The organism is Geodermatophilus normandii, assembly GCF_003182485.1.
Taxonomy (GTDB): domain Bacteria; phylum Actinomycetota; class Actinomycetes; order Mycobacteriales; family Geodermatophilaceae; genus Geodermatophilus; species Geodermatophilus normandii.
Map to the genome: position 1 here is coordinate 3,060,902 of NZ_QGTX01000001.1, position 17,988 is coordinate 3,078,889.

17 protein-coding genes, 1 pseudogene and 1 riboswitch are annotated in these 17,988 nt (G+C 76.1%); of the genes and pseudogenes, 14 read left to right on the plus strand and 4 right to left on the minus strand.

The window, feature by feature from the left end:
* Positions 1-42: 42 nt before the first annotated feature.
* Positions 43-447, minus strand: a complete 405-nt coding sequence (locus JD79_RS14950; protein ID WP_110006166.1) for a cupin domain-containing protein — start codon at positions 445-447, stop codon at positions 43-45.
* Positions 448-662: 215 nt separating this feature from the next.
* On the opposite strand from JD79_RS14950, the gene JD79_RS14955 reads away from it, so the two are divergent.
* The 7 genes and pseudogenes from JD79_RS14955 (at position 663) to JD79_RS14975 (ending at position 8,622) form a co-directional block, all read left to right on the plus strand.
* A complete protein-coding gene (locus JD79_RS14955) occupies positions 663-2,072 on the plus strand; it encodes an MFS transporter (RefSeq protein WP_170149215.1) in 1,410 nt (469 codons plus the stop codon).
* Positions 2,073-2,345: 273 nt separating this feature from the next.
* Positions 2,346-3,677, plus strand: coding sequence for an MFS transporter (locus tag JD79_RS14960; RefSeq protein ID WP_110006168.1), 1,332 nt, complete (start codon positions 2,346-2,348; stop codon positions 3,675-3,677).
* Positions 3,678-3,717: 40 nt separating this feature from the next.
* The gene (locus JD79_RS22715) at positions 3,718-3,879 is read left to right on the plus strand and encodes a hypothetical protein (RefSeq protein ID WP_170149216.1); all 162 of its coding nucleotides are present in this window, start codon (positions 3,718-3,720) and stop codon (positions 3,877-3,879) included.
* A 41-nt stretch (positions 3,880-3,920) separates the two neighbouring features.
* A pseudogene (locus JD79_RS23835) lies at positions 3,921-4,604 on the plus strand (FGGY family carbohydrate kinase); the annotation flags it as partial.
* 233 nt (positions 4,605-4,837) lie between these two features.
* A complete protein-coding gene (locus tag JD79_RS23840; RefSeq protein ID WP_245900118.1) occupies positions 4,838-5,464 on the plus strand; it encodes an FGGY-family carbohydrate kinase in 627 nt (208 codons plus the stop codon).
* Positions 5,465-5,482: 18 nt separating this feature from the next.
* The gene (locus JD79_RS14970) at positions 5,483-6,946 is read left to right on the plus strand and encodes a GntP family permease (protein WP_110006169.1); all 1,464 of its coding nucleotides are present in this window, start codon (positions 5,483-5,485) and stop codon (positions 6,944-6,946) included.
* Between the two features lie 101 nt (positions 6,947-7,047).
* Complete coding sequence (locus tag JD79_RS14975) at positions 7,048-8,622, plus strand: FMN-binding glutamate synthase family protein (RefSeq protein ID WP_110006170.1); 1,575 nt, start codon at positions 7,048-7,050, stop codon at positions 8,620-8,622.
* A gap of 38 nt (positions 8,623-8,660) precedes the next feature.
* Here the strand turns inward: JD79_RS14975 and JD79_RS22720 are convergent, their stop codons facing one another.
* The 3 genes from JD79_RS22720 to JD79_RS14985 form a co-directional block, all read right to left on the minus strand.
* A complete protein-coding gene (locus tag JD79_RS22720) occupies positions 8,661-8,831 on the minus strand; it encodes a hypothetical protein (RefSeq protein ID WP_170149217.1) in 171 nt (56 codons plus the stop codon).
* An 84-nt stretch (positions 8,832-8,915) separates the two neighbouring features.
* Positions 8,916-9,554, minus strand: a complete 639-nt coding sequence (locus JD79_RS14980) for an FMN reductase (protein ID WP_110006171.1) — start codon at positions 9,552-9,554, stop codon at positions 8,916-8,918.
* Positions 9,551-10,648, minus strand: a complete 1,098-nt coding sequence (locus JD79_RS14985; protein ID WP_110006172.1) for an LLM class flavin-dependent oxidoreductase — start codon at positions 10,646-10,648, stop codon at positions 9,551-9,553. The genes JD79_RS14980 and JD79_RS14985 overlap by 4 nt, the downstream gene beginning before the upstream one ends.
* Positions 10,649-10,920: 272 nt before the next feature.
* Between JD79_RS14985 and JD79_RS14990 the strand changes: the two genes are divergently transcribed.
* The 7 genes from JD79_RS14990 to JD79_RS15020 all read left to right on the plus strand — a co-directional run bounded on the left by JD79_RS14990 (position 10,921) and on the right by JD79_RS15020 (position 17,942).
* Entirely contained in the window at positions 10,921-11,814 is an 894-nt protein-coding gene (locus JD79_RS14990) for a DivIVA domain-containing protein (protein ID WP_110006173.1), read from the plus strand.
* A gap of 151 nt (positions 11,815-11,965) precedes the next feature.
* A riboswitch (cyclic di-AMP (ydaO/yuaA leader) is annotated at positions 11,966-12,125 on the plus strand.
* 235 nt (positions 12,126-12,360) lie between these two features.
* Complete coding sequence (locus JD79_RS24285; protein ID WP_110006174.1) at positions 12,361-13,329, plus strand: aggregation-promoting factor C-terminal-like domain-containing protein; 969 nt, start codon at positions 12,361-12,363, stop codon at positions 13,327-13,329.
* 88 nt (positions 13,330-13,417) lie between these two features.
* Positions 13,418-14,062 (plus strand): class I SAM-dependent methyltransferase, encoded by a 645-nt coding sequence (locus tag JD79_RS15000; protein ID WP_110006175.1) that lies wholly within the window; start codon positions 13,418-13,420, stop codon positions 14,060-14,062.
* A gap of 35 nt (positions 14,063-14,097) precedes the next feature.
* A complete protein-coding gene (locus tag JD79_RS15005; RefSeq protein ID WP_110006176.1) occupies positions 14,098-14,763 on the plus strand; it encodes a TetR/AcrR family transcriptional regulator in 666 nt (221 codons plus the stop codon).
* 74 nt (positions 14,764-14,837) lie between these two features.
* The gene (locus JD79_RS15010; RefSeq protein WP_110006177.1) at positions 14,838-16,358 is read left to right on the plus strand and encodes a flavin-containing monooxygenase; all 1,521 of its coding nucleotides are present in this window, start codon (positions 14,838-14,840) and stop codon (positions 16,356-16,358) included.
* Positions 16,358-17,200 (plus strand): SDR family NAD(P)-dependent oxidoreductase, encoded by an 843-nt coding sequence (locus JD79_RS15015; RefSeq protein ID WP_110006178.1) that lies wholly within the window; start codon positions 16,358-16,360, stop codon positions 17,198-17,200. The genes JD79_RS15010 and JD79_RS15015 overlap by 1 nt, the downstream gene beginning before the upstream one ends.
* Positions 17,201-17,216: 16 nt before the next feature.
* Complete coding sequence (locus tag JD79_RS15020; RefSeq protein WP_110006179.1) at positions 17,217-17,942, plus strand: DUF72 domain-containing protein; 726 nt, start codon at positions 17,217-17,219, stop codon at positions 17,940-17,942.
* Positions 17,943-17,988 lie beyond the last annotated feature (46 nt).

Below are 17,988 nucleotides of genomic sequence, written 5' to 3' on the forward strand. Positions count from 1 at the left end.
CCGGTGCCGTCCCGGATCGGGCGGACGGCACCGGGGGAGGGGTCAGTCCTCGGTGGGCGGCTCGTCCTGGCCGGACTCCTCCGCCTCGTCGGCCTCCTCCTTGGTGTGGTGCACCGCGCCGTCGGCGTGCTCCGGCGGGCCGTAGACGGTGTAGAGCACCAGCGGGTTCGGCCCGGTGTTGAGGAAGTTGTGCTTGGTGCCGGCCGGGACGACGACGAGGTCGCCCTGGGCCACCTTCTTCGTGGCGCCGCCGACCTTCGCCTCCCCGACCCCGCTGACGAAGGTGAGGATCTGGTCGATGTCCTCGTGGACCTCCTCGCCGATCTCCCCGCCCGGCGGGATGGTCATGACGACGAGCTGCGTGTTCTTCCCCGTCCACAGGACCCGGCGGAAGTCGGGGCTCTCCTCGGCGACGGTCGCGATGGTGAAGTGGATGACGGACGCCATGGGCGGCGCTCCTCCCTGTCTGGTGGCACCCGGACGGTGCTCCTCGGACTGGCCTTGCCCCTGAGCCGCGCCGCCCATGCCTGCCTGCCATGCCCGCTTGCCATGCCTGCCTGCCATGCCTGCCTGCCCGCCGGGGTGGTGCGCCGGCACCGGCTCCTGCTAGCGTCGGCTCCCCTCGGTTGGACAGTCCAACCGACCTGCTGCTGGGAGCGCGGATGTCCCGCTCGGTCACGTCCCGGAACGACGCCGCCCCCGCCGCGGGCACCCCTGCCGCCCTGCAGCGGCGGACGCTGGCCGTCGTCGCGGCCAGCACCCTGGTCGTCCTCGCCGCCTTCGTCACCCCGCTGGCCACCTCCGTCGCGACGGCGACCGACCTGGGCACCGGCGCGGGCGGGCAGGCGTGGCTGCTGTCGGCGATGAGCGTCGGGCTGGCCGCGGCGCTGCTGGTCACCGGCGCGGCCGCCGACGACCTGGGCCGCCGGCGGGTGTTCACCGCGGGTCTCGTGCTGCTGGCCGCCGGCGCCGCGCTGACGGCCGCCGCGGACTCCACCGGGGTCTTCGTCGCCGGCCGGCTCGTCGAGGGCGTGGGCGGAGCCGCGGTCCTCGCCTGCTCGCTCGGCCTGATCGCGCAGGTCTTCCCGCTGGGGCCCGCGCGCGCCCGGGCGGCGGCCGTGTGGGGCGCCGCCCTCGGGGCGGGCACCGGCGTCGGCGGCCTGGCCGCGGTGGTCCTCGACGGCGAGACCGGCTGGCGCGCCACGCACGCGGTCACCGCCGTCGTCACGCTGCTGCTGGCGGTCGCGGCGCGGCTGCTGCTGCCGCACGCCCCGCCGGGACGCCGTCCGCGGGTCGACGTCCCCGGGCCGGTGCTGCTCGTGGCCGCGGTGTGCTGCCTGCTCGTCGGGCTGGTGGCCACCCGGACCGGCGCGGGGACCGGCACCGTCGTCGGCCTGATCGCCGGCGGCGTCGTGCTGGCGGCCGCCTTCGTCCTCGCCGAGAGCCGCGTGCGCGCGCCGATGGTCGACCTCGGGCTGTTCCGCGTGCGGGGGTTCGTCGCCGCGACGCTCGGCGCGCTGGTCACCGGCGCGGCCACCGTCGGGCTGATGTCGTTCCTGGCCACCGTGCTGCAGCGCGCCCTGGGCGAGAGCCTGCTGGCGGTGACGGTGCTCGTGCTGGTGTGGTCGGCGGTGGCGACGGCGACGTCGGTGGGGCTGCGCTGGCTGCCGGCGATCGACGGGCGGGTGCTGCTGGCCGGCGGCTTGGCGGTGTCGGCGGCGGGGCTGGCCGCGCTCGCCGTCCTCGACACCGGGAGCCGGGCCCTGTCCCTGCTGCCCGGGCTGGTCGTCCTCGGCGTCGGCTACGGGGCGGCCAACGCCGCGCTCGGCCGGGAGGCGGTGGCGCACGTGCCGGCGGAGCGGGCGGGCATGGGCAGCGGGGCGAACAACACCGCCCGCTACCTCGGCGCCGCCGTCGGCGTCACCCTCGTCGTCCTGCTGGTGACCGCGGCCGCGCCCACCGGCACCGCGGCCGGGCTGCTCGCCGGGTGGGACGCCGCCGCGTTCGCCGGTGCCGGGCTCAGCGCGGCCGGCGCGCTGGCGGTGCTGGCACTGCGGCCGGCCCGCCGCTGACGGCCGCTCGGGGACGACGGTCGGACACCCGGCCCCCGCGGGCGGTGCCGGAGATCGTCGTCGCCCGGTAGCCCGTGGCGGCCGTGCAGGCGGCCAGCGCGAGGAGGTTGCGCACCCGGCGGTGGGCGTCCCCGGTCAGGTCCTCCGGTGGGACCGGTGCTGCGGCCACCCGGTGGTGCCAGGGCGGGGGTCCCGGTCCGTGGCGCGCGGCCGCGTGAGGCGACTCACGGGCGACGCGGGAACAAGCGGCGGGCGGTTGCTGTCGTCCACCAGGTGACGCCTCCGACCGACGCCCGCACCCCGCTGCGCGCCTACGCCGTGTGGCTCACCGCGCTCGCCGCCTACGTCGTCGCCGTCTTCCACCGGGCCTCGCTGGGGGTGGCCGGGGTGGAGGCGCAGGAGCGGTTCTCCGCCGGCGCCTCGGCGATCTCGCTGTTCCTGGTGCTGCAGCTGGCCGTGTACGCCGGCCTGCAGGTGCCCGTGGGCGTGGCGCTGGACCGCTTCGGGTCCCGCAGGCTCGTGCTCGCCGGCGGCCTGACGATGGCCGCCGGCCAGCTGGTCCTCGCGCTGGCCACCGACGTCCCCACCGCCGTCGCCGCCCGCGTGCTGGTGGGTGCCGGCGACGCGATGACGTTCATCAGCGTGCTGCGGGTCGTGGGCTTCTGGTTCCCCGGCCGCACCGTCCCGCTGATCACCCAGCTCACCGGCATCCTCGGCCAGGTCGGGCAGATCCTGGCCGCCTATCCGCTGGTCGCGCTGCTGCACGCCGCCGGCTGGCGGGACACCTTCCTCGGCGCCGCCGCGGTGGGCGTGCTCGTCGTCGTCCTGGTGCTCACCACGCTGCGCGACGCCCCGCCCGGTGTGCCCACCGCGCCGCCCGCGGGGATGGCCGAGGTCCGGCGCAACCTGCTGCTGACCTGGCGGGAGTCCGGCACCCGGATCGGCCTCTACACGCACCTGGTCACCCAGTTCTCCGGCACGGTGTTCGCGCTGCTGTGGGGCTATCCCTTCCTCGTCGTCGGCCAGGGACTGTCGCCGGCGACGGCGGCCGGGCTGCTCACGCTGCTCGTCGTCGTGGGCATGGGGGTCGGGCCCGCGCTGGGCCGGTTGTGCGGGCGCTGGCCGCTGCGCCGCTCGGTGCTCGTCCTGTCGATCCTGGCGCTGACCGCCGGCACGTGGACCGTCGTCCTGCTGTGGCCCGGGCGGGCGCCGCTGTGGCTGCTCGTGTGGCTGGTCGTCGTCCTCGGCACCAACGGACCGGGCTCGATGATCGGCTTCGACTTCGCCCGCACCTGGAACCCGGCCGAGCGGCAGGGCAGCGCCAGCGGCGTGGTCAACGTCGGCGGGTTCGTCGCCTCGCTGCTGACCATCCTCGCCATCGGCGCGGTGCTCGACGTCCTCACGCCCGGCGCCTCGACCGACTACGACCTGGGCGCCTTCCGCGCCGCGTTCGCCGTCCAGTACGTGTTCTGGGCGATCGGCCTGGTCGGCGTGCTCCGGCACCGCCGGGCGCTGCGCGCGCGGCTGGCGCGCGACGGCGTCGTCCTCGCGCCGCTGGTCACCGCCGTGAGCGCCCGGCTGCGGGGCGGGTCCGCCTACCGCTGACCCGTCGCCCCCGGCGTCCGACGTACGCCGGGCGGTCGCCGTGGACGCCTACCGCCCGGTCGCCTGGATCGACTTCGCGGTGCCGGCGGTCGGCGCCACCGCGGCCCGCACCGGGCTGCTGGTGGTCGCGGTCTCCACCGACCTCGACCGGATCCTCGCGATCCCCGCGCTGCCGCGCCGGGCCGCGGCCGCCTCCGGCTGACCGCTCGCGCCGCCGGTACCGGTCCGGGCAGGATCCCCGGCATGGACGTCGTGGTCGGGCTGGACAGCGGGACGACGGCGACCAAGGCGGTCACCGCGGGCACCGACGGGCGGGTCCGCGACCTGGTCAGCGTCGGCTACCCGCTGTCGGTGCCGGCCCCGGGCCGCGCCGAGCTGGACGCGCAGCGCCTGGCCGGTGCCGCCGTCGAGGCCCTGGCCGCCGTCTCGGCCGCCGCCCGCCAGCGCGGCGACCGGGTGGTCGGGATCTGCCTGTCGGCCGCGATGCACGGCCTGGTCCCCATGGACGACGACGGCCGTCCGCTCGGCCCGCTCGTGACCTGGGCCGACGACCGCGCCGCGGGGTTCGCCGAGGCCCTGCGCGCCGACGGCCGGGCCGGTGGCCTGCACGCCCGCACCGGGACGCCGGTGCACCCGATGTCGCCGCTGCTCAAGCTCGCCTCGCTGCGGGCCGAGGACCCCGACCGCCTGGCGTCGGTGCCGCGCTGGGGCGGGGTCAAGGAGCTCGTGGTGTCGGCGCTGCGCGGCGGGCCGCAGGTGCTCGACCGCTCCTGCGCCTCGTCGACCGGGCTGTACGGCATCCGCAGCGGCGCCTGGGACGCCGAGGCGCTGCACGTGGCCGGCGTCCGCCCCGAGCAGCTGGGCGAGGTGCTGCCGACGACGACGGTGCTGGAGGGCCTGCGCCCCGACGTCGTCGCGGCCACCGGGCTGCCCGCGGACACACCCCTGGTCCTCGGCGCCTCCGACGGCGTGCTGGCCAACCTCGGCATCGGCGCGGTCCGCCCCGAGGTCGCCGCCGTCTCACTGGGCACCAGCGGCGCGATGCGGGTCGTCGTCCCGGCGCCGACGGTCGACCCCGCGAACCGGCTGTTCTGCTACGCGCTCACCGACGACCACTGGGTGGTCGGCGGTGCGGTCAACAACGGCGGCTCGGTGGTGCGGTGGGCGGCGCAGGCCCTCGCCGGCGGGGAGGGACTGACGGGGGAGGACGCCGACGACCTCGACGCCCGGCTGCTCGAGGAGGCCGCGGGCGTCCCGCCGGCAGCGCGGGGCTGCTGTGCCTGCCCTACCTGCTGGGGGAGCGGGCGCCGTGGTGGCGCTCCGGCCTGCGCGGCGCCTACGTCGGGCTGCGCCGCGAGCACCGCCGCGGGCACCTGGTGCGCGCCGCCGTCGAGGGCGTCTGCCAGCAGCTGGCGCTGGTCCGCGACGCGTTCTCGGCCACCGGCCTGCCGGTGCGCGAGGTGCGCGCCACCGGCGGCGCGGTCGCCTCCTCGCTGTGGGTGCGGACGCTGGCCGCGGCGCTGGACCTGCCGGTGCGGGTGGCCGACTCACCCGAGGGCACCGGCCTGGGCGCGTGCCTGCTCGGCCTGCACGCCCTGGGCGCGCTGCCCGACCTCGACGAGGCGACGGCACTGGTCGGCGTCTCCGACCCCGTCGAGCCCGACCCCGCGGCCGCCGGCCTCTACCGCCGGATGCGCCCGCTGGTCGAGCAGTCGGCCCGCGCGCTGGCCGACGTCCTCACCACCCTCGACGCACTCGACGACACCCCGTCGGACAACCCCGCCTGACCCCCTGGAGGATCCGCCGTGCCCGAGGTCGAACCGGCGCTGGGCGCCGGCCCGCTGCTCGTCATCGCCGCCGTGGCGGTGGGCGTCCTGCTGTTCCTCATCATGAAGCTGAAGCTGCACGCCTTCCTGGCGCTGATCCTCGTCAGCCTGCTGGTGGCGCTGGCGACGCAGATCCCGCTCGAGGACGTCGTCACCACGCTGACCACCGGCTTCGGCGGCACGCTGGCCAACGTCGCGCTGCTCGTGGGGCTGGGCGCGATGCTCGGCCGGCTGCTCGAGCACAGCGGCGGCGCCCAGGTGCTCGCCGACACCCTCATCGGCCGCTTCGGCGAGAAGCGCGCCCCGCTGGCCCTCGGCGTGGCCGCGCTGCTGTTCGGCTTCCCGATCTTCTTCGACGCCGGGCTCGTGGTCTTCCTGCCGATCGTGTTCACCGTCGCGCGCCGGCTGGGCGGCTCGCTGCTCACGTACGGGCTGCCGACGGCCGGCGCCTTCGCGGTGATGCACGCCTTCGTGCCGCCGCACCCCGGGCCGGTCGCCGCGGCCGAGCTCGTCGGGGCCGACATCGGGCTGGTCCTGGTGTTCGGGCTGCTCATCGGCCTGCCCACCTGGTACCTGGGCGGCTACCTGTTCGGTCTCTGGGCCGGCCGCCGCTACGACGTCGCGGTCCCGCCGTCGGAGGAGGACGACGTGCCGTCGACCCCGGAGGCCCCCGAGGGGACCGTGGCCGGCACGGCACCGGGGACGGCGGACGCCTCCGGAGGCCGCCGCACGGAGACGGTCACGCGGCCGGCGCCTCCCGGGTTCGGCACCGTGCTGGGCATCCTGCTGCTGCCCCTGGTGCTGATCTTCCTCAACACCGGGCTGACCACGCTGGCCACCGCGGGCGCGCTGGAGGAGTCCTCGTTCGTCGTGCGGGCCGGTCAGCTGCTCGGGGCCACCCCCGTCGCGCTGCTGGTCACCGTGCTGGTGGCGATGGTGGTGCTGGGTCGCCGTCGCGGGGAGAGCGGCGCCGAGGTGGAGTCGATCGTCAACAGCGCCCTGGGCCCGGTCTGCGCGATCATCCTGATCACCGGCGCCGGCGGCATGTTCGGCGGCGTGCTGCGCGCGAGCGGCATCGGCGAGGCGCTGGCCGACGTCCTCGGCGACATCGGCCTGCCGGTGATCGTGGCCGCGTTCGTCATCTCCGTGGTGCTGCGGGTCGCCCAGGGGTCGGCGACGGTCGCCCTCACCACCACCGCCGGCCTGATCGCGCCGGTCGTGGAGGCCACCGACGGCCTGTCCTCGATCGACCTGGCCCTGATCGTCATCGCGATCGCCGGCGGCGCGACGGTGCTCTCCCACGTCAACGACTCGGGGTTCTGGCTGGTCAGCCGGTTCTTCCAGATGGACGAGAAGACGACGCTGAAGACCTGGACGGTCATGGAGACGCTGCTCGGGACCATCGGGTTCGTGCTCGCATTTGTGCTGAGCCTCTTCCTGTAGCACCGCCGTCCGCGATCCCGCGCCCGTCCGGGACGCGGACGGCGCCGTTCCGGGCCACGATGACGACCCGGACCGGGGGCAGCAGCGGAGAGGGGTTCGTCATGAGGGGTGCGGCGCGGGCCGCGGTGGCCGGGCTGGGGGCGGTGGCGGCGGTGGCCGCCCGGGACCTGGTGCAGCGGGAGCACACCCTGCTGCGCAACTTCCCGGTGCTGGGCCACGCCCGCTACCTGCTGGAGTCGATCGGCCCGGAGCTGCGGCAGTACCTGGTGGCCGGCAACAACGAGGAACGCCCCTTCACCCGCGACCAGCGGCGCTGGGTGTACGCCTCGGCCAAGGGCGAGAACAACTACTTCGGCTTCGGCACCGACAACGACCTCGAGTACACGGCCGGCTACCCGGTCATCAACCACCGCACGTTCGGCCGGGCCGTCCCGCCGTCGCACCCGCACTCGGCCGCCGACGTGGCGCTGCCCTCGGCGAAGGTCCTCGGCGGCCCCCGGGGCCGGGCGCGGGCGTTCCGGCCGGCGTCGGCGGTCAACGTGTCGGCGATGAGCTTCGGCTCGCTGTCCGGAGCCGCCGTCGAGGCGCTCAACCGCGGCGCGGCGCTGGCGGGGTGCCTGCACAACACCGGCGAGGGCGGCCTGTCGGTGCACCACCGGCACGGCGGGGAGCTGGTGTTCCAGATCGGCACCGCGTACTTCGGCTGCCGCGACGAGGCCGGCCGCTTCGACCTCGACCGGCTCACGGACCTCGTGGCCGGCGCGCCGGTGCGGGCGCTGGAGGTCAAGCTCAGCCAGGGCGCCAAGCCCGGCCTCGGCGGCGTGCTGCCGGCGGCGAAGGTGTCGGCCGAGATCGCCGCGGCGCGCGGGGTGCCGGAGGGCGTGGACTGCGTCAGCCCGTCGCGGCACGCGGAGTTCAGCGACGTCGACAGCCTGCTCGACTGGGTGGAGCTGCTCGCCGCCGAGACCGGCCTGCCGGTGGGCATCAAGTCCGCCGTCGGCGACATGCGGTTCTGGGAAGAGCTCACCGAGCTGATGGCGACCACCGGCCGGGGCGTGGACTTCGTGACCGTCGACGGCGGCGAGGGCGGCACGGGCGCCGCGCCGCTGATCTTCACCGACTCGGTGTCCCTGCCCTTCCAGCTCGGCTTCGCCCGGGTGTACTCCGCCTTCGCCCGCCGCGGCCTGGCCGAGCAGGTCACGTTCGTCGGCGGCGGCAAGCTCGGCCTGCCCGACAACGCGGTCGTGGCCTTCGCGCTCGGCTGCGACATGGTCAACATCGCCCGCGAGGCGATGCTGGCGATCGGGTGCATCCAGGCGCAGAAGTGCCACACCGACACCTGCCCGACCGGCGTCGCCACGCAGAACGCCTGGCTGGCGCACGGGCTGGACCCGGCCCTGAAGTCCGTGCGGCTGGCCAACTACGTGGCCACGCTGCGCCGCGACCTGCTCAAGGTGGCCGAGGCGTGCGGCGTCGAGCACCCGGGGCTGATCGACACCGGCTCGGTCGAGGTGCTGACCGGGCGGACGGCGTCGACCCCGCTCGGGGAGGTCTACGGGTACGAGCCGGACTGGGGGCTGCCCTCGGCCGCCGACCGGGCCGAGATCGTCCGCATCATGACCGCCGACGCGCCCCAGGGCGGCTCGGCGACCCCGTCGGAGGACGCGGTCGGCTGACGACCCCGGGCGGGGGACCGCCCGGGGGCGCCGGCACCTCAGGCGGCGTCCGGTCCGGCGGCGATCCGGAGGGCGGCGGGCCGGCCGACCACGACCACCGGCCCGCCGCAGTTCCAGCACAGCGGGTCGGCGCTCCCGCGCTCACGGGCGTCCTGACCGCCCACCTCGCACGGCGCGCACGTCCAGATGACCTCGATCCGGTGTTCCACCGATGGCTCCCCGGTTCTCCCTCCGCGGCCACCGGCTGTTCGATGCCGGCGGGTGGGTACCCCGCTCGCCGCCGCCGAACCGGGTCAGGCCTCGCCGCGGAGGAGCTGCTCGAAGGAGGGGACGTCGGTGAACGGGTCGGCCGGGCGGGCCGACGCGGGCCGGCCGGTGACGACGTCGGCCAGCTCGCCGGCGGCGCGGGTGATCCGCCGGCCCAGCTCCAGGCTGGTGCCGGCGCTGCCGGTGCCGTCACCGCCGGCCCAGTCCTCGCTCGCCGCGAACACCGCCGTCGGCACGGGCACCGCACGCAGGTGGCTGAACAGCGGCCGCATCGCGTGCTCGAGCACCAGCGAGTGCCGGGCGGTGCCCGCGGTGGCGGCCATCAGCACCGGCTTGCCGGTGAGCGCGTCCTTCTCCAGCACGTCGACGAAGGACTTGAACAGGCCGCTGTAGGAGGCGGTGAACACCGGGGTGACGGCGATGAGCGCGTCCGCGCCGGTGACCGTCTCCACCGCCGCGCGCAGCGCCGCGTTCGGGAAGCCGGTGACGAAGGCGTCGGCGACGTCGCGGGCGTGCTCGCGCAGCTCGACGACCTCGACGGTGGCGTCCTCGCCCCGCTCGCGCAGGGCGGCCACGGTCGCCGCCGTCAGCCGGTCGGCCAGCAGCCGCGTCGACGACGGGACCGACAGGCCGGCGCTGAGGACGGCCAGGGTGCGGGTGGTCACGCGGAGACCTCCTCCGGGCTCTGCCGCCGCGCGGCGACGCGTGCGGCGTGGGTGGGGGCGTCGGGGACGTGCGCCGGCTTGAGCGCGGCGAACTCCCTGCGCAGCACCGGCACGACCTCCTCGCCGAGGACGTCGAGCTGCTCGAGCACGGTCTTCAGCGGCAGGCCGGCGTGGTCGACGAGGAACAGCTGGCGCTGGTAGTCGCCGACGTAGTCGCGGAAGCCGAGGGTGCGCTCGATGACCTGCTGCGGGCTGCCGACGGTCAGCGGCGTCTCGCGGGAGAAGTCCTCGAGCGAGGGCCCGTGGCCGTACACCGGCGCGTTGTCGAAGTAAGGGCGGAACTCCTCGACGGCGTCCTGGGAGTTCTTCCGCACGAACACCTGCCCGCCCAGGCCGACGATCGCCTGGTCGGCGCTGCCGTGGCCGTGGTGCTCGAAGCGCGAGCGGTAGAACTCCACCATCCGCTGGGTGTGCTCCTTGGGCCAGAAGATGTGGTTGGAGAAGAACCCGTCGCCGTAGTAGGCGGCCTGCTCGGCGATCTGCGGGGAGCGGATCGAGCCGTGCCAGACGAACGGCGCGACGCCGTCCAGCGGCCGCGGGGTCGAGGTGAAGCCCTGCAGCGGGGTGCGGAACCGGCCGGACCAGTCGACGACGTCCTCCTCCCACAGCCGGCGCAGCAGCGCGTAGTTCTCCACGGCGAGCGGGATGCCGTTGCGGATGTCCTGGCCGAACCAGGGGTAGACCGGGCCGGTGTTGCCGCGGCCGAGCATCAGGTCGACGCGGCCGCCGGCGAGGTGCTGCAGCATCGCGTAGTCCTCGGCGATCTTCACCGGGTCGTTGGTGGTGATCAGCGTGGTCGACGTCGACAGCTGCAGCGTCCGCGTCTGCGCCGCGACGTAGGCCAGCGTGGTGGTGGGGGAGGACGAGAAGAACGGCGGGTTGTGGTGCTCGCCCAGCGCGAAGACGTCGAGCCCGACCTCCTCGGCCTTCCTCGCGATGGTGAGGACGGCCTGGATCCGCTCCGCCTCGCTCGGCGTGCGGCCGGTCGTCGGGTCGGTCGTGATGTCGCTGACCGTGAAGATCCCGAACTGCATCTCGTCTCCAAGTGATTGAGAGCTCAACTGCTGTCCGGCGCAACCGTACCGGTGCCCTCGTTGTTCCCCGGCCGTCGTTACCTCCCCGATACCGGGTGACTGCGGGCGGTGACCGGACCGGCACGGCCGGGTCGTCCCACTCCGCACGCGCCCGAGCACGCCGGAGCGCCGGGGCGGAGCGCGGGGCGGGATGGGAGATTGTGATCACTCCCGACGGTCCGGACCGGGCCGGCGGGGGTCCGGATCGGACGGCGCACCGAGGGGGAACCGGGATGTCGCAGCGGGCAGGGGTCACGACGGGGGACGGCGGGACGGCGGGGACGGGCGGTCCGCCCGCGTCGGGCCGGCCGAGCGGGCTCGACGGCCTGCTGGGGACCGGGCCGGTGTTCACCGGCGCGGTCCGCGGCTACGACCGCACGCAGGTCGACGACTACGTGTCGTGGGCCGAGACCGAGATGCTGGTCCTGCGCCGCGAGAACGACCACCTGCTCAGTCGCTACGCCGCGGCCTCGACCGAGGTGCAGAACGCCCGCCGGCGGCTGGCCCAGCTGGTCCGCGAGCGGCAGTCCCTGCCCGGCCCCGAGGACGCCCTCGCGCTGGTGCGCCGGGCGGAGCAGGAGGCCGCCGCGCTGACCGCGGCCGCCGAGGAGGAGGCCGCACGGGTCCGCGCCGAGGCCCGCACGGAGGCCGCGGCGCGGCTGTCCGGGGTGGCCGAGATGCGGGAGGCGGTGAGGGCGCTGCGCGAGCAGACCCGCAGCGAGGCCGCCGCGGTGCTCGAGGCGGCCCGCCGCGAGGCCGCCGAGCTGGGGCGCGCGGCCGCGGCCGAGCGCGATCGGCTGGACCGGGAGGCCGCCGAGGCGCGCGCCCGGGCCGACGACGAGGCACGCGAGCGCCGGCGCCTCGCGGAGGCCGAGCTGCAGCCGCTGCGCGACGAGCGCGACGAGGCCCGCGACTGGCTCCGCCGGCTGACCGGCCAGATCGACCAGGCGCTGGCGGTGGTCGCCGGGGTGCTCCCCGACGACGTCCCCGTCCTCGCCGACAAGCGCGAGGCCGTCCGCGCCGAGGAGGCCGCCGGACCGTTCGGTGGGACCTCGCGGCCGGCCGACGTGTCCGAGGTGACACCGCTGCACGGGCCCGGCCGCACCGAGGTGGCCGCGGCCTCCTGACCAGGAGGAACGGCACGGCAGGTCCGGCGACCGCGCCGGCCGCACCAGCCGTCACGGCGGTCCCGCGCGCCCCGGGAGTTGTCACGAACCGGTAACGCCCGTACGGTGACCGGCGTCCGGCTGGTCGTCTGGTCCCCGTCCCGGGGAGCTCGGCCGGACGCCGCCGAGTCGTGTCCGTCCCGCGGACGCGAGCCGGGGACCCACCGCAGTCCTGGGGTGAATCGCGCCCGCCGAGCCGCGCTCGGTGCCGCGTAGGGCTCCTTCCCGCCCGAACCCGTCAGCTAACTCGGTAGGCGGCTCACGGAAGAACGGAGAGCCTCCGCACACCCCGCCTCCGGGCCCCCGCGGCCCGCAGGTGCAGCCGTCCGCGCGCCTCGCGCACCTCCGCGTCGTCCCGACGCCGGCTCGCCCCTGCCCGCCGCACCGGTGACGCCCTCCGCGCCGCCGGGGACCCGCCAGACGCGACACCCGTAGACCGCGCCGCGTGCGCACGCCCGGACCCGGGCGGCTGCCGCGCGCACTCTCCCTCGGAGCACCCACCCCCTCATGTCCCGCCGCACTCCCGACGCGCCCGCGACCGTCGAGCTCGCCGCCACCCCCGCCGACGCCGTCGACACCGCCACCGCCGAGACCCGCGAGCTGTCCGCCCTGGGCGGCGATCCCGCCGAGGTCCCCGCTCCCCGCGCCCGCCGCCGTTCCCGCCTCGGCCGCGCGCCGCTCGGCCACCGCCGCCCGGCCCTGCTGCTCGGTGCCGCCGCCGCCGGCGCCCTGGTCGTCGGCCTCGTCTCGACGGGCGGCCCCGCCGCCTCCGCCGGGACCGACACCGTGAGCGCCTCGGTGAGCGTCGCCGAGCAGCTGGGCATCCCCCAGCAGCCGGCCGCCGAGCGGGCCCCCGAGCCGGCCGACCTCGCCCCGCTGGAGGACGTCGCCGCCTCCCGCAGCGATCGCAGCGCCGCCGAGGCCAGCGCCGCCCAGGCCCAGGCCGCCGCGGACCAGGCCGAGCTCGACCGCCGCGCCGCCGAGGAGGCCGCCCGCGTCGCCGCCGAGCAGGAGGCCGCCCGCATCGCCGCCGAGCAGGAGGCCGCCCGGGTCGCCGCCGAGCAGCAGGCCGCCGCCGAGGCGCAGGCCGCCGCCGAGGCGCAGGCCGCCGCCGAGCGGGAGGCCGCCGCGGCGGCTGCGGCTCCGGCGCCCGCCGCCAGCAGCTCCTCGAGCTCCAGCTCCGCCCCGCGCGGCTCGTTCAAGGACTACGCGCTGAGCAAGGTCGGCAGCGCCGAGCAGTTCAGCTGCCTCGAGAGCCTGTGGGGCAAGGAGAGCGGCTGGAACCCCAACGCGCAGAACCCGACCAGCACCGCGTACGGGATCGCGCAGTTCCTCGACTCGACCTGGGCGAGCACCGGCATCGCCAAGACCTCCGACGGCTACCGCCAGATCGACGCCGGCCTGATCTACATCGACGAGCGCTACGGCTCGCCGTGCGGGGCGTGGGCGCACTCGCAGGCCACCGGCTGGTACTAGGAGGACCCTCCTGCCCCCGCGCCGCGCTCCGGCTCGGCGCGGGACCCTGCAGGAGAGCCGTTCCGGCACGACGCCGGGGGGAGGGCCGATGACCGTGCGGGTGGTGCCCGCGGGCTTCGTCCGCGCGCACACCCAGGTGCGCCGGCCCTCGCTCGTCCCCGAGGTCCGGCTGCACGTGGCCGACGACGTCGTCGCGCTGTGGGAGGCGATGGAGACCGCGGCCGGCGGCGCGGGGGAGGAGCCGCCGTTCTGGGCGGCGGCCTGGCCCGGCGGGCAGGCCCTGGCCCGCTGCCTGCTCGACGGGCCCGCGACGGTCGCCGGCCGCACGGTGCTCGACCTCGGCTCGGGCAGCGGCCTGGTGGCGATCGCCGCCGTCCTCGCCGGCGCCCGCCGGGTGCTGGCCAGCGACGTCGACCCCTTCTCGCGGACGGCGGTGGCCGTCAACGCCGGCCTCAACGGCGTCCGGGGGATCAGCGTCACCGGCGACGTGCTCGACCGCGAGCCGCCCGCCGTCGACCTCGTCGTCGCCGGGGACGTCTGCTACGACCGGGAGATGACCGGGCGGGTGCTGCCCTTCCTCGACCGGGCGCGGGCGCGCGGCTGCGAGGTGCTGGTGGGCGATCCCGGCCGGCCGTACCTCCCGCACGAGCGCCTGGAGCCGGCGGCCGTGTACGAGGTGCCGGAGACCGAGGGGCCGGGCGTGCGCCGCACCACGGTCTGGCGGCTGCCCTGACGCCGGGGGGCCCGGCGCTGGGTAGGGTCGCCGCCGTGGCCGCACCGCTCCCCGCCCCACCGGGCGGCAGCCGGGGGCGGCGGGCGCGCCGGCCCTCGGGCGACGACCGTGAGCGCGCCATCCTCGCCACCGCCGAGGACCTGCTGGAACAGCGGCCGCTGGCCGACATCTCCGTCGACGACCTGGCCCGCGGCGCCGGCATCTCCCGGCCCACCTTCTACTTCTACTTCCCGTCCAAGGACGCGGTCGTCCTGGCGCTGCTCGACCGGGTGGTCGAGGAGGCGCACGCGTCGCGCTCGGCGGCGCTGCGGCGGGCCGGCGACGACGTCCGCGCGAGCTGGCGTGCCGCCCTCGAGGCGGTCCGCAGCACGTTCGCCGCCCACCCGGCGGTCGTCTCCGCCGTCGCCTCGCTGCTGGCCACCAGCGCCGAGGTGCGGGGGCTGTGGTCGACCGTGATGGACGGCTTCGTCGAGGACACCGCGGCGGCCATCGAGGCCGAGCGCGCCCGCGGCGCCGCGCCGGACGGGCCGCCCGCCCGCGACCTCGCCGTCGCGCTCAACTGGATGAACGAGCGGGTCATCCACGTCACCTACGCCGGGCAGACGCCCGCGCTCCCCCCGGAGGACCTGGTCGACGTCCTGCTCACCGTCTGGCTGCGCACCGTCTACGGAACCGACAGGCCGGGCACCACGACCCGTTGACCGACGCGCCGTCGAACGACTCGACACCGTGTCGAGTACCGTGGTCGGGGTCACCCCCGCCGACAGGGAGAGCCATGACGCAGTCCGTCCCCACGGAGACCACCACCCGGCACGTCGACGTGCTGATCGTCGGCGCGGGCCTGTCCGGGATCGGCGCGGCCTGCCACCTGCAGCGCGAGCTGCCGGGCAGGACGTACGCCGTCCTCGAGGCCCGCGAGGCCATCGGCGGCACCTGGGACCTGTTCCGCTACCCGGGTGTGCGCTCGGACTCCGACATGTTCACCCTGGGCTACTCGTTCCGGCCGTGGTCGCAGCCGCAGGCCATCGCCGACGGCGCCTCGATCCGCGAGTACGTCCGCGACACCGCCCGCGATTACGGCGTCGACGAGCACATCCGCTTCGGCACCCGCGTCGTCTCCGCCGCGTGGTCCACCGCGGACTCGCTGTGGACGGTCACCGCCGAGCGCACCGGGACCGGCGAGACCGAGACGTGGACCTGCTCGTGGCTGTCGGTCTGCTCCGGGTACTACCGCTACGACCAGGGCTACCGCCCCGAGTTCCCCGGCGAGGAGCGCTTCGGCGGCCGGATCGTGCACCCGCAGCACTGGCCCGAGGACCTCGACTTCGCCGGCAAGCGCGTCGTCGTCATCGGCAGCGGCGCCACCGCGGTCACGCTCGTGCCGAGCATGGCCGAGCAGGCCGCGCACGTGACGATGCTGCAGCGCACGCCCACCTACGTCGTCAGCCTGCCCGGCCGCGACGCGCTGGCCGAGAAGCTGCGCCGGCGGCTGCCCGACCGCGTCGTCTACCCGGTGGTGCGGTGGAAGAACGTGCTGGTGTCGATGGCGTCCTACCAGCTCAGCCGGCGCAGGCCCGAGGTCATGAAGCGGGTGCTGGCCAAGGCCGCGGCCAAGCAGGTGCCCGCCGACCTCGACGTCGCCACCCACTTCGCGCCGCCCTACGACCCGTGGGACCAGCGGCTGTGCGTCGTCCCCGACGGCGACCTGTTCCGCGAGCTGCGCCGGGGGACGGCCTCGATCGTCACCGACCGCATCGCCACCTTCGACGAGACCGGCATCCTGCTCGAGTCGGGGCAGCACCTCGACGCCGACGTCGTCGTCACCGCGACCGGGCTGAACCTGCTGCCGATCGGCGGGATGACGCTGACCGTCGACGGCGAGGCCGTGGACCTGTCGAAGACCGTCTCCTACAAGGGCTTCATGGTCTCCGGCGTGCCCAACTTCGCCATGACCATCGGGTACACGAACGCCTCGTGGACGCTGAAGGCCGACCTCGTCGCCCGCTACGTCTGCCGGCTGCTGGCCCACCTGGACCGCAACGGCTACGCCGCCGCCACCCCGCTCGCTCCCGCCGAGGGCGGGGTCGAGCCGTTCATCGGGCTGTCGGCGGGCTACGTGCGGCGCAGCCTCACCGCGCTGCCGCAGCAGGGCGCGCGGGCGCCGTGGAGGCTGTACCAGAACTACATCCGCGACGTGCTGCTCATGCGGCGCGGCCCGGTCGAGGACGAGGGCATCCGGTTCACCCGCCCGGTCCGCGAGCGCGCCGGGGTCACGGCCGGGGAGAGGGCGGCCTGATGCGGCCGTTCGACTTCACCGGCACCGCCGTCGTCACCGGCGCGGCCAGCGGCATCGGCGCGGCGCTCGCCCCGCTGCTGGCCGCGCGCGGGATGGACCTGGTGCTGCTCGACCGCGACGCCGAGCGGCTCGACGGCGTCGTCGCGTCGCTGCGCTCGGCCACCCCGGCCCGGTCGGTCGATCCCGTCGTCGCCGACCTCGCCGACGCCGCGCAGCTGCGCGAGGCCACCGACCGGATCGTCGTCGACTCCCCGGGGACGACGCTGCTGGTGAACAACGCCGGCGTGGCGCTGGGCGGGCGGTTCGACCAGGTGACCCTCGAGGAGTTCGAGTGGGTCATGGACGTCAACTTCCGCGCCGCCGTCCGGCTCACCCACGCCCTGCTGCCCACGCTCAGGGCCCACCCCGGCGCGCACCTGGTCAACGTCTCGAGCCTGTTCGGGCTCATGGCGCCGGCCGGGCAGGCGGCCTACTCGTCGAGCAAGTTCGCCGTCCGCGGGTTCACCGAGGCGCTGCGCCACGAGCTGGCCGAGGACGGCGTCGGCGTCACCAGCGTGCACCCCGGCGGCATCGCCACCCGGATCGCCGAGACCGCCCGCGTCGCCAGCGGGGTGGACGCCGCGGAGGCCGCGCAGGGCAAGGCGGAGTTCGCCAAGCTGCTGCGCTACCCGGCCGACCGCGCCGCGCAGCGGATCGTCGAGGCCGTCGAGAGGCGCCGGCCGCGGCTGCTCATCGGGGCCAGCGCCGTCGTCCCGGACGTCCTCGTGCGCCTGGCGCCCGGTTCGTACGGCAAGGTCCTCGCCGCCGCCACCCGGCTGGCGGGCCTGCGGCGCGGGGCCTGACCCCGGGCGGCGGGCGGTGGCCATCCACGTCGGCACGTCCGGCTGGAGCTACGACCACTGGGACGGCGTCCTCTACCCGCCGGGGACGCCGTCCCGGGACCGGCTGGCCCACTACGTGCGCCGGTTCGGCACCGTCGAGCTCAACGCCAGCTTCTACCGCTGGCCCCGCACCGCGACCTTCGCCGGCTGGCGCCGGCGCCTGCCCGAGGGGTTCGCGCTGTCGGTCAAGGCCCCGCGCGGGCTGACCCACGCCAAGCGGCTCTACGCGCCCGAGGCGTGGGTCGAGCGGATCGCCGGCGCCTGGCACGAGCTGGGGCCGAGGCGGGCCGTGCTGCTCGTGCAGCTGCACCCGGCGGCGGCCCGCGACGACGCCCGGCTCGACCACTTCCTGTCCGTCCTGCCCGACTGGGTGCGGGTGGCCGTCGAGTTCCGCCACCCCAGCTGGCACGACGACGCGGTGTTCGCCCTGCTGGAGCGGCACGGCGCGGCCTACTGCGTGATGAGCGGCGCCGGGCTGCCGTGCGTGCTGCGGGCGACGGCGCCGTTCGTCTACGTCCGGTTGCACGGCCCCGACCCCGAGCACCTCTACGCCGGCTCCTATCCCGACACCGACCTGCGCTGGTGGGCCGACCGCATCGGCGAGTGGACGGCGCAGGGGCGCGACGTGTTCGCCTACTTCAACAACGACGGGTACGGCCACGCCGTCCGCAACGCGGAGACGCTGCGCGCCCTCGTCGGCTGAGCGGAGGCGGCCCGCGGGCGCGAGACTGTCCGCGGGTCCCGCCGAC